The organism is Synechococcus sp. BA-120 BA3, assembly GCF_034931285.1.
Classification (GTDB): Bacteria; Cyanobacteriota; Cyanobacteriia; order PCC-6307; family Cyanobiaceae; genus Cyanobium.
In genome coordinates, this window is record NZ_JAYGHZ010000043.1 from 1 (window position 1) to 10,387 (window position 10,387).

Here is a 10,387-nt window from a genome sequence, read left to right on the forward strand (position 1 = left end):
CACCCGGCTCGGATCCGCCAGGACGGCGGCCCCGCCTCAGGGCTGATCCGCCAGCGCCAGCCACTCCTCCAGCACCGGGTTCACCCGGGAGGGATCTTCGTCGTGGGGGCAGTGGCCGAGGCCGGGGAGGACGCGCAGCTCCCGGACGGCGGCGAAGGCCCTGGCCCAGCGACGGGCCTCGGCGACCGGCTCCCACGGATCCGCCTCCCCCCAGAGCAGCCGGACCGGGCCGGGCAGTTCCGCCAGCATGTCCGGGGCAAGGCGGTCGCGGAAGAGGTTGATGAAGCCCCGGAAGCTCTCCTCGGCGCCGGGGCTGCGGGCCGGGGTGAGCAGCAACTGCACCAGCTGGTCATCGATGCCGTCGCCGGAGGGGTAGGCGGCGCCCAGCACCCGGCGGATCACGCCCGGGTTGGCGACCCAGCGGAACAGGCGGCCCGTGAGCCAGCGCTGGCGCACCAGGCGCTTCAGCAGGGGCCGGCCGATCCGGCGCAGGGGCGGCTGTTCAGCCAGCCGGCGGTCGTCGAGGCTGCGCTGGGCGCAGTCGATCAGGATCACCTGGCGGGCGTCGTCACCGAGCCTGGCGGCCGCGGCCAGGGCCACGACGCCCCCGATCGAATTGCCGACCAGCTGGACCGGCCTGCCGATCACCTCCCGCACGAAGCCGGCCACCTGCTCGGCCCACAGGTCGATGCCGTAGCGCAGCGCCTGCCCGTCCTCCGGCTCATCCTCGAGCCGGGAGGGGGGCTTGCTGCTGGCCCCGAAGCCCACCAGGTCGATGGCGAACACCGGGCGACGGCCGGCCAGCGCCGGCAGGTTGTGGCGCCAGTGCTCCTTGCAGGCGCCGAAGCCGTGGATCAGCAGCACGGGCAGCGCCCCGCCGCCCTCCGCCTCCGGTGCCGCGGGCGTGTGGCGCACGTAGCTGATCGTCTGCCCCTGCCACGACCAGGTGCCCAGCCAGTCTGTTGGAAAAACCGCGCCGCCGTCGGCCAGGGGTGTCACGGTCATGGGGCCTGAGGACGGCGGACTCAATGGGACCCCTTCCAGGGCTCGACCCTGCCATCTTCGATGGCCCAGATCCGATCGGCATCATCGAGCAGGCGCAGGTCGTGGGTCACCAGCAGCACGGAGCTGCCCCGTTTGCGGCACAGGTCGCCCAGCAGGGCCACCACCTCCTGGCCGGAGGTGCTGTCGAGGGAGGCGGTGGGTTCGTCCGCCAGCACCAGATCGGGCTCCGGAGCCAGGGCCCGGGCGATCGCCACCCGCTGGCGCTGGCCGCCGGAGAGCTCGGAGGGGAAGTGGTGCAGGCGGTGCCCCAGACCCACCGCCTCGAGCAGGGCGGTGGCCCGGTGTCGGCGCCGCTCGGGGTCCGGCTCGCTCAGCTGGAGCACAAGCGCCACGTTCTGCAGGCTGGTGAGGGAGGCCACCAGGTTGTGGCTCTGGAAGATGAAGCCGATGCGGCGGCGGATCTCCACCCGCATCCGTTCACTGGAGCGCCGCACCTCGCTGCCCAGCACCTGCAGGGAGCCCTCCTGGACCGATCGCAGGGCCCCGACCAGGGTGAGCAGGGTGCTCTTGCCGCTGCCGGAGGGCCCCACCAGCAGGGTGATCTCGCCTGGGTTCACCGTGAAGCTGATCCCGTGCAGGATCTCGCTGCGCAGCGGACCTTCCCCGTAGGCGTGGCGCAGGTTCTCGGCGACGACAGGCAGCATCGTGATCAGAAGACGCTGGCGGGATCCGCATCCCGCAGCTTGTTGAGCGCGATGGCGGCCGCCACGGCGCAGACCCCGATCGTGAGGCTGAACACCAGCACGGTCTTGTCGGTGGTCATCACGATCTGGATGCCGGAGACGGCGGTGAGGAAGGCATAGAGGGCGGCGCTCGCCACCAGGGCGGGAACAAACGAGGAGATGGCAAGGATCGAGGCCTCCTGCAGCACCAGGAGCAGCAGGAAACGGTTGCGGAAGCCCAGGGCCTTGAGGGTGGCGTATTCGTGCAGGTGGTCGCTGACATCGGTGTACAGCACCTGATAGACGATGACCCCCCCCACCAGCAGGCCCATGATCGTGCCGAAGCCGAAGATGATGCCGAAGGAGGAACTGGTGTTCCAGTAGTTCTGCTCACTGGCGATCAGCTCGGGCTTGGTGAACACCTGGAGCTGGCTGCCGTAGAGGGCCCGCAGGTGACGCTGGACGGGGGCGATGGCGGCGGGATCCTTGACCCGGATCAGGCCCATGGAGATCTCGCCCTCGTTGATCTGCTTGTAGGCCAGCTGCAGGGCCGTGGTGTCGCTGCTGATCAGGTTGCTGTCGGCGGCGAAGGTGGAGCCCAGGCGGAACAGGCCCACCACCCGGAAGGTCTTGGAGTAGTCCGAGAGGATCATCGTCTGGCTCCCCTGGGCCTTCACCGCCGCCGCGACCGGGCCGGTGTTGCTGTTGCCGGCCGCATCGAACAGCACGTACCCGGGGGTGCGGATGCGGTCGATCTGCTCGCGCACCGGCGCCAGATCGAGAATCTGCTGGTCGGGATCGAAACCGATCAGGCGCAGGCTGGTGGGCTTGATCCCGCCCATCTGCTGGGCGTTCACATTGGCCACATAGACCGGGATGACATCGGCCACCCCCGGCACGCCCAGCGACTGATACAGCTGGGACTGGGGGAACTGCTGGAAGGCGCCGCTGTCGCGGGTGCCGGGGCTGATCACCACCAGATCCGTGATCAGGGCCTGGTAGAAGGTGGTGGCGCTGGTGAGCAGGCCGGACTGGAAGCCCAGCTGCATGAACATCAGCAGGGCGGCGAAGCCGATGCCGGTGACGGCCACCAGGTAGCGGATCGGCTGGCGTTTCAGCTGCAGCCAGGCCACCGGCAGATCGCCCAGGCTGCGCTTCAGGGAGCGGCCGATCACGGCAGGAAGCGGACGTTCACGTTCAGCCCGCTGAGCCTGGCGAGGCGGGCGGAGTCGGCGGGGGTCAGCGCGATCTTCACCAGCACCACCCGGGCGTTGACGTTGTTGTTGGAATTGACGCTGAACAGGTCCCGGTCGGAGACCTCCCCGGTGATCTCCACGACACGGCCGTCCAGCTTGCCGCTGAAGCCGCCGCTCTCCGGCCAGATCTCCACCGGCTGGTCGGGGCGCACCTGGGGAATGTCGCTCTGGAACACCTGGGCCCACACCTGCATGGCCCCGACCTGGCCGATCTGGGCGAGCCCCTGATCGGTTTCCTTCATGCCAGGCCAGCTGTAGATCCGCAGCAGCTTGCCGTCGAGGGGGGAGCGGATCTCGGCGTTGCGCAGCTGGCTGCGGGCCTGGGCGAGATTGGCCTTGGCCACCGCCACGTCGGCGAGGGCCACCTCCCGGTCGACCGGGCGCACCGTGAGGTTGTCGTAGAGGGTGCCCTTGAGGGCCTGGATGTTGGCCTGGCCCTGGGCCAGGGCCGCATCGGCCTTGCCGAGTTCCTCCTCGGAGATCGCCCCGGCCTTGAACAGTTCGACGCTCTTCTGCTGGCTGATCTTGAGGTAGGGGATCACCACCTGCTCGGCCTTGAGATCCGCCTCGGCCTTGGCCCGGGCTCCCTGGCGGGCCCCCGCATCGACCTGGGCCAGCTTGGCCTCGCTGAGGGCCAGCTGGCTTTCGGCCTGGACGACCCCCTTGCGGAGGCTGGCCCAGCTGCTGAGGAAGCCCAGCAGCTGGCCGCGGCGGATGGTCGCCCCCTCGGACACCAGCCACTTGTCGACGACTTCCGAGCCGCCGCTGTTGCCCGAAGCGGTGGAGAGGGACACCACGCCCCCCTGGGGGGTGAGACGTCCGAGGGCTGTCACGGCCCGGGGGGCCAGGGGCGGCGGTGGCGGGGCGGGGCGATGGCTCAGCTGCCAGCCCGCCAGCCCCAGCACGGCCAGCAGCGACACGGTGACGACCTTCTGGCGGCCGCTGCCCCAGGCCCGCTCTTGCCAGAAGCGCTGCAGGCCCTGAAGCCTGCCGACGTGCGGCGTTTCCGTCACGAACCGAGGGGCTCCGGGCGCGCCATGGTAGCCGCGGGGTCCGCGCTCAGCCAGCGGCGGTGCATGCGGCGGTACTCGATCGAGAGGATGTCGGAGGCCACGTGGCGCTCCTGGGTGAGATCCAGGGGGACGGGGTTCGGCCGCTGGCTGCGCACCACCCCATGGTCCTCCTGGAAGATGGTGCGGGAGATGGCGATCGACTGGGCTTCGCTGCCGGGCAGCCGCAAGCGCTTGCGTTTGGAATACTTCACCCAGCGGGCCAGGGTGTGGGTATCGCTCTGGGGCAGGCTGGCGTTGAAGAAGACGAAGCGCAGCTGGTCACCGATGCTGGTGTCGACGATGTTGAGGTTGGGGTAATAGAAGCTGAAGGTGGTGGTGGCACGCAGGGGGCCGCTCTGGCCGCTCAGGGTGCGCAGCAGCTTCAGGAGCCCCTTCACCGGCAGTTCGAAGCTCACCGTGGCGGCGATCATGCGATCCTCCCTGCGGAGATCGACGGGGATCGACAGGGGTGAATCCTGGCTGGCGAAGGTGCTCTTGTGCACCCAGTAGGCATGGGAATTGTCGAGGTTGGACTCGATCACCCGGCTGAAGTGGGTCTCCCAGTCGAAGCTGCTCTCCACATGGCCCCAGGCGTCGTCCGGGAAGACGGGAAGATCGGGCAGCAGGGTCGGGTCGGGCGGGCCGTCGCCCCACCACATCCAGATGAATCCCTTCGACTCGACCGCCGGCCGCTCATCCACCAGGGCGCTGCGCGCCGGCGGGCTGGCGCCGGCGGGCTCGGCGGGGGCCTCCAGACAGGTGCCATCGGCGGCGAACTTCCAGCCGTGGAAGGGGCAGCGCAGGCAGCCTCCCTCCTCCAGCCGCCCCAGGGCCAGGGAGGCACCCCGGTGGGGACAGCGGTCGCTGAACAGCCGGGGCCGACCTTCGGCGTCCGGGAAGAGCACGAAATCGTGGCCCGCGAAGGGCACGGCCACCGGACCCTTGCGGAAGGCGAACGAGGAGGCGATGGCGTACCAGCAGTTCCGGGCCAGTTGAGACACCTGGGGAGGGGATGTCTCTGCAGTGGTCCCAGCCAATGACATGCTCTGTCGATGCTGCGCGGATCTTAAGCGAAACGTCCCGATCGAGAGAGCGACACCCCCTAGATTGGCGCCGCCGCCAAGGTTGGGTCGCCCCACACTGCCGTCCGAATGATCCGCAAGTGATTCGCAAGCTGCGCAGTCCTCTGGCGATCGTGTTTCTCACCCTGTTGCTGGACAAGCTGGGCGAAAACATCGTCTACCCCCTGCTCCCTTTCATCCTCGAGAAGTTTTCTCCCGACGGACTCACCCTGGGGTTGCTGGCCTCCACGGCCACCCTCTTTTCCGTGCTGGCCTCACCGATCATCGGCTCCCTCAGTGATGCCTGCGGCCGCAGGCCGGTGATTCTTCTGTGCGTGGCCATCAACGGTCTGTCCCTGTTCATGTTCGGCCTGGCCGGAACCCTGGGGCTGATCTTTCTCTCCAGGGCGATCAACGGCGTCTCCACGGCCACGGTCGGCACGGCCCAGGCCTACATCTCCGACATCTCCACCCCGGCGAACCGGGCCCGCAACTTCGGCATCAGCGGCGCCGCCTTCGGCCTCGGGGCCATCGCCGGTCCGGCCCTGGGGGGGGCGCTGGTGGGATTCGGCATGCGCATTCCGGTGTTCGTGGCCGCCGGCCTGGCGGCTTACAACTTCCTGATGGCGTTTCTGTACCTCAAGGAGACCCTGCCGCTCCAGGCCAGGCCCCGCTTCCAGTGGTCCCAGATCAACGGAATGGCCCCGGTCATGGCCCTGCTGGCGCTGCCGAAGGCGAACCGCGTGGCCCTGGCCTTCTGCTGCTTCAACTTCGCCTTCAGCGGCTTCACCACCCTGCTGGTGCTCTATCTCAAGGATCAGTTCTCCTGGTCGGCGTCCCAGTCGAGCGGCATCTTCGTGATCGTCGGCCTCACCGTCACCTACGTGCAGGTGGCCCTCACCGGCCCGCTGGTGCGGCGCCACGGGGAGGCCCGCCTGAACATCTACGGCCTGGTGGCGGTCGCCGCCGGCATCGCCCTGATCCCCCTGGCCCGGGTGTTCGGCGCCGCCGCCGCCGTCGTGATCGTCACGGCCGCTGTGATGCTGTCGGTGGGGGCGGCCTGCGTGATCCCCACGGCCCGCAGCCTGGTCTCGCGGCTGGTGCCGGAAAACCGGCAGGGGGTGATGCTGGGCAGCCTGCTGGCCATCACCGGCCTGGCCAGTGCCCTGGGTCCGATGCTGGCGGGGGTGCTCTACGACCTCTCACCCACCCTCTGCTTCCTGCTCCAGGCGGTGGTCTGCCTGCTGGGGGCTCCCCTGCTGCGCGGCGTCAGGGAACCGGTTCCTGTTCCCGTCGACATCCCCGGCTGAGCTGGCGCATGGCGTTCGGCGCTGAAGCGGGCCTTTCAGACGCGGGCGTGCTCGCGCATCATCCTGCGGTACTCCACCAGGATCAGGTCGGATTCGATCAGCACCTCGTGGGAGCCGCGGAAGGTCACCCGCTTGGGCTCCTGCTCGCTGATCACGGCCGCATCCTCCTTGGAGATCTGCAGGCCCGTGTCCAGGGTGATGCGATCGAACAGCCGGTTCAGCACCGGCGTGGCGGTGAGAAAGTTGCGGCCGTTGGTGACCCGGACGGTGGTTTCGCCGTCGTTGTCGGGCACGTGGGCCTGCAGCGCCGCCAGTGTCAACGCACCGAAATGGATGATCGAGACCACCACGTTGGGGTAGAGGAAGCGGTACTCCTTGTAGGCATTGGCGCTGTCCCCCTTCAGCAGCAGGCGGGTGAGGCCATTGAGCTTCTTGACCTTGATCGGCATCCGCCCGTAGAGGCTGTCGGGCTCCACCTGCACCGGATAGTGTTCGAGGCTGAAGTCGGTGGTCGGGTCCACCCGTCCGATGCTCTTGCCATGCACGAAGGCGGCGTGGGTGGGGTCGATGCCATTCTCGATCGTGCGGGTGAAATGGGTGGCGTAGGTGTAGGCCATGTCACCGCCGGCCCGCAGGGTCAGCCCCTCCAGTTCCGGGATGTCGAGCACATCGCCAACGGGGCTGGCCTGGCGGCCGGCCAGCCACAGCCAGACGAATCCATGTCGTTCCCGGGTGGGGAAGGTGCGCAGCCGCGCCTGGCGCGGGATCGACTCCTCGGCCCGCAGGGCCGGGATGTGCACGCAGGTGCCCTGGGCGTCGTACTGCCAGCCGTGGTAGGGGCAGACCAGGCGGTCCTCCCGTGCCCAGCCCGCCGCGAGGGAGCAGCCCCGGTGGGCGCAGCGGCCATCGAAGGCCAGCACTTGGCCGCCGCCATCGCGCATCAGCACCACCTCCCGGCCCTGGAAGCGATGGGACAGGGGCTGGTTCCCCACCTGGCTGGAGAGACCGACCGCGTACCAGCAGTCGCTGGGCCAGGGCGACGGGGTCGGCATCTCAGGGCGTGGGGACGGGGGCCGTCGCCGGGCAGGCCCGGGCCAGGGCGCGGCGGTAGGCCAGGATCAGCTGGTCGGAGGCCAGCAGCAGCTCATCGCCCTGCGTGCTCCAGGACGGCCCCGGGGGCTGGGTTTCCACCACCGCCCGGTCCTCCTCGTAGGTCTCGACCGTGTTGCGGATCGAGTTGCCGTCGGCCCAGCCGTAGGGGAGAAAATTGCGCACGCCGATCCACTTGGTGAGGGTGGTGTGGTCGTCGACGGGGATGTTGCTGGCGAAATAGATGTACTGATACCCCTTCCAGTTGAAGTCCAGGGCGATCCTGTTGACGTTGGGAAGGTAGCCGGTGAGGGTGGAGCTGGAGTGGCTTCTTTCCCGCTTGACGATGTACTTCAGCAGGCCCACCCGGGCCGGTGGCTTCAGCTTGTGATGGGTGGACACCAGGCCCGGTTCGCTCACGATCTCCAGGCTCTCCACGCTCGCGTCCTCCCGGTTGCCGAAGAAGGGCCGGTGCACGAAGGGGGCGTGGGAGGTGTCCAGAGCCGACTCCACCACGCGGCTGAAGTGGGCGTTCCAGGTGTAGGACCCGCTCACCGCCCGCCAGCCCGGCTGACCCAGTTCCGGGAAGGGAGGAATGGGAACCTCGGAGGCCCGCCCGGCCTCGCCGGGAAAGATCCAGAGGAAGCCGGACTGCTCCCGGACGGGGAAGGTGGCCATCCGGGCCAGGGCGGGGATCGGCGTTCCCGGGGGATCGGCCGGAATCCGGACGCAGTGGCCCTCGGTGTCGTAGCTCCAGCCGTGGTATGGGCAGCGCACGCAGGAGCCCTCCACCCATCCCCGGGCCAGGCTGGCGCCGCGGTGGGCGCAGTAGTCGGCCAGGGCATGGGCCTGGCCGGCCGCATCGCGGAAGAGCAGGTAGCGGCGCCCCAGCAGGGTGACGGAAACGGGTTGGTCGCCGAGCCCGTGGGCATGCTCCACCGCATACCAGAAGTTCTCAAGTCCCTGGGTCATTCCTTGGGTCGCTCTTGAGCCGGGTGCGACACGGGTTCCACGGGCCGACCGCCCCTGTTTAGCACCGATGGGGCCTGGATCCAAGATGAACCGGCTGAAGGAATTGCTGAACGAATTACAATGGGTTCCTGTTGAGCGGCGACCATTGCGCAAGCTTCACCTGGATCCCGGTGAGTTCGCCTACCGAAGTGGAGACAGTGGTCAGGAGGTGTATCTCGTCCGCACCGGGGCGATTGAACTGGTCACCCTCTATCCCGAAACAGGCGAAGGCATCGACGGCCGCCATGGCCCCGGCCACGTGTTCGGTGAGGTGGAGCTGATCGACGGCCGGGCCCGCACCCACACCGCCAGGGCGTCCCAGCCCACCGAGCTGCTCGTCTTCAGCCGCGACGAACTGATGGACCTGCTGTTCGAGCATCCTGAGCGCAGCCTGGTGCTCGGACGCAGCGTCTTCGACCACTTGCGGGATCTCTACACCAACGAGACCCTGGAGTCCGACCTGGCCCGGCTGCGCGAGGAGATGCAGGTGAGCATCCGCGAGGCGGTCGTCGCCCATGAGGGCCGGGTGGTGCGCAGCCACAGCGGCATGGCGGCCATCGCTGTGCCGATCGTGTTGATGGTGCTGCTGGCGATCGGTTCCTACTGGTACTTTCACCGGGGCTGAACCTGCCCTCCCCCTGTCCCCCTTCAGCGGCCCTGTTCCATGAGCATCCAGCCGGTCCCCCCCGAAGACAAGGACCACGCCCTCTCCGAATTCCGGGAGCTGATCAGCGCCGACGTGGAGGCCGGCATCGACAGCCATGAGCGCAAGATGACGCGCATGGGCTTCGTCTTCCTGGCGGTCTTCGTGGGCGTGATCGGCCTGATGGCGGTCCTCCCCTAGGCCCGCTCCCGGAGGGACAGCGGGCCAGGGGCGACGGCGTCAGCTCAGACCGCGGCCTTCTGGTTGGCCAGCAGGCTCTTCAGCTTGGCCAGTTCGCCGGCCCAGCGGGGATCTGGGGCGCCTTCGCCGACGGCGTCGGCATGCACCACCTTGTTGACGCTTTTGCGGGCAGCCGTGGGGGCACTGCCACCGGGGCGGCGGTCGTTGCCGCCGGCGCCACGCACCTCACGACGCTGCTCGGAGATCTCGATACGCAGGGTGCTGCCACCGAAGTCCTTGCCGTTGAGCTGGGCGATCACCGCCTCGGCCTGGGCCAGGTCGTCAACATTGGCAAAGCCGAAGCCGCGGCAGGTGCCGGTCTCGCGGTCGTTCACCGCCTTGAAGCGAACCCCTTCTCCCACGCTCGAGAAGAGAGCATCCAGCTCTTTGGCATCAAAGGTTTGCGGCAGGTTGCCGACATAGAGACGAACGCTCATGGGGAGGGGCTCAGGAAAGGAAAAAAACTCTGGCAGGCGGTGCGATCGCGCCATTGCATCCAGCAGTTAATCACGCCGTGGGTCCGGTTCCACGCCGGGGCCAGGGCGGTCGAGCCAGAGCCGGGCCGCGTCAAGGACCTCATCGAGTTCACTCTCAGCCGTCAACTCCGCTGTGTCCGTCGCTGCGGTTCCGCCGAGTCGACCGAAGGCCCGTTCGGCCGTGAGGTGGTCGATCAACTGGCCCAGACGGGGCCCTGGCGGGATGCCCAGGAGCTGCTGCAGCCGGCGGCCGTCCAGGGGCGGGCGGGGATGGAACAGGCGATCCTCCGGGTTCCGCCACCGCGCCACGGCCGCCCGTGCCGGCGCCGGATCCAGCGGCATCAGCAGGGCGGGCAGATCCTCCTCCAGCTGGCGGTGCATCTGCAGCTGATCCGCCTCGTCCAGGGCCTCCAGGGACGGGCGGCCCTCGGGCGCCGCGCTGCGCTGGATCCGCTCGTGCCAGTGCCGCAGCCGCTGGCAGCGTTGCTGCAGGCGCCGGCTGGCGCGCAGGCGCTCCAGGGT

General features: G+C 68.8%; 11 protein-coding genes and 1 pseudogene. 3 read left to right on the forward strand and 9 right to left on the reverse strand.

What is annotated here, in order from left to right; genetic code table 11:
- Positions 1–36 precede the first annotated feature (36 nt).
- Genes VB737_RS03460 through VB737_RS03480 form a run of 5 tightly spaced genes read right to left on the reverse strand, consistent with a single transcriptional unit; the run spans position 37 to position 5,036 of the window.
- Complete coding sequence (locus VB737_RS03460; RefSeq protein WP_500311161.1) at positions 37–1,005, reverse strand: alpha/beta fold hydrolase; 969 nt, start codon at positions 1,003–1,005, stop codon at positions 37–39.
- Positions 1,006–1,025: 20 nt separating this feature from the next.
- Positions 1,026–1,709 (reverse strand): ABC transporter ATP-binding protein, encoded by a 684-nt coding sequence (locus tag VB737_RS03465; protein ID WP_500311162.1) that lies wholly within the window; start codon positions 1,707–1,709, stop codon positions 1,026–1,028.
- A gap of 5 nt (positions 1,710–1,714) precedes the next feature.
- A complete protein-coding gene (gene devC / locus VB737_RS03470; protein ID WP_500311164.1) occupies positions 1,715–2,902 on the reverse strand; it encodes an ABC transporter permease DevC in 1,188 nt (395 codons plus the stop codon).
- A complete protein-coding gene (locus tag VB737_RS03475) occupies positions 2,899–3,996 on the reverse strand; it encodes an HlyD family efflux transporter periplasmic adaptor subunit (RefSeq protein WP_500311166.1) in 1,098 nt (365 codons plus the stop codon). The genes devC and VB737_RS03475 overlap by 4 nt, the downstream gene beginning before the upstream one ends.
- Positions 3,993–5,036 (reverse strand): aromatic ring-hydroxylating dioxygenase subunit alpha, encoded by a 1,044-nt coding sequence (locus VB737_RS03480; RefSeq protein ID WP_500311168.1) that lies wholly within the window; start codon positions 5,034–5,036, stop codon positions 3,993–3,995. The genes VB737_RS03475 and VB737_RS03480 overlap by 4 nt, the downstream gene beginning before the upstream one ends.
- Positions 5,037–5,197: 161 nt before the next feature.
- Between VB737_RS03480 and VB737_RS03485 the strand changes: the two genes are divergently transcribed.
- Positions 5,198–6,406: an MFS transporter gene (locus VB737_RS03485; RefSeq protein WP_500311170.1), complete on the forward strand. Its 1,209-nt coding sequence runs from the start codon at positions 5,198–5,200 to the stop codon at positions 6,404–6,406.
- 35 nt (positions 6,407–6,441) lie between these two features.
- On the opposite strand, the gene VB737_RS03490 is transcribed toward VB737_RS03485, so the two are convergent.
- Positions 6,442–7,458, reverse strand: coding sequence for a Rieske 2Fe-2S domain-containing protein (locus tag VB737_RS03490; RefSeq protein ID WP_500311172.1), 1,017 nt, complete (start codon positions 7,456–7,458; stop codon positions 6,442–6,444).
- Between the two features lies 1 nt (position 7,459).
- Positions 7,460–8,467 (reverse strand): aromatic ring-hydroxylating dioxygenase subunit alpha, encoded by a 1,008-nt coding sequence (locus VB737_RS03495; RefSeq protein ID WP_500311174.1) that lies wholly within the window; start codon positions 8,465–8,467, stop codon positions 7,460–7,462.
- Positions 8,468–8,612: 145 nt separating this feature from the next.
- On the opposite strand from VB737_RS03495, the gene VB737_RS03500 reads away from it, so the two are divergent.
- The gene (locus tag VB737_RS03500; protein WP_500311176.1) at positions 8,613–9,131 is read left to right on the forward strand and encodes a Crp/Fnr family transcriptional regulator; all 519 of its coding nucleotides are present in this window, start codon (positions 8,613–8,615) and stop codon (positions 9,129–9,131) included.
- A gap of 39 nt (positions 9,132–9,170) precedes the next feature.
- Positions 9,171–9,350: a hypothetical protein gene (locus VB737_RS03505; RefSeq protein ID WP_500311178.1), complete on the forward strand. Its 180-nt coding sequence runs from the start codon at positions 9,171–9,173 to the stop codon at positions 9,348–9,350.
- 44 nt (positions 9,351–9,394) lie between these two features.
- On the opposite strand, the gene VB737_RS03510 is transcribed toward VB737_RS03505, so the two are convergent.
- A complete protein-coding gene (locus tag VB737_RS03510) occupies positions 9,395–9,826 on the reverse strand; it encodes an RNA recognition motif domain-containing protein (RefSeq protein ID WP_500311180.1) in 432 nt (143 codons plus the stop codon).
- A 66-nt stretch (positions 9,827–9,892) separates the two neighbouring features.
- Positions 9,893–10,387: pseudogene (locus tag VB737_RS03515) on the reverse strand (hypothetical protein); the annotation flags it as partial.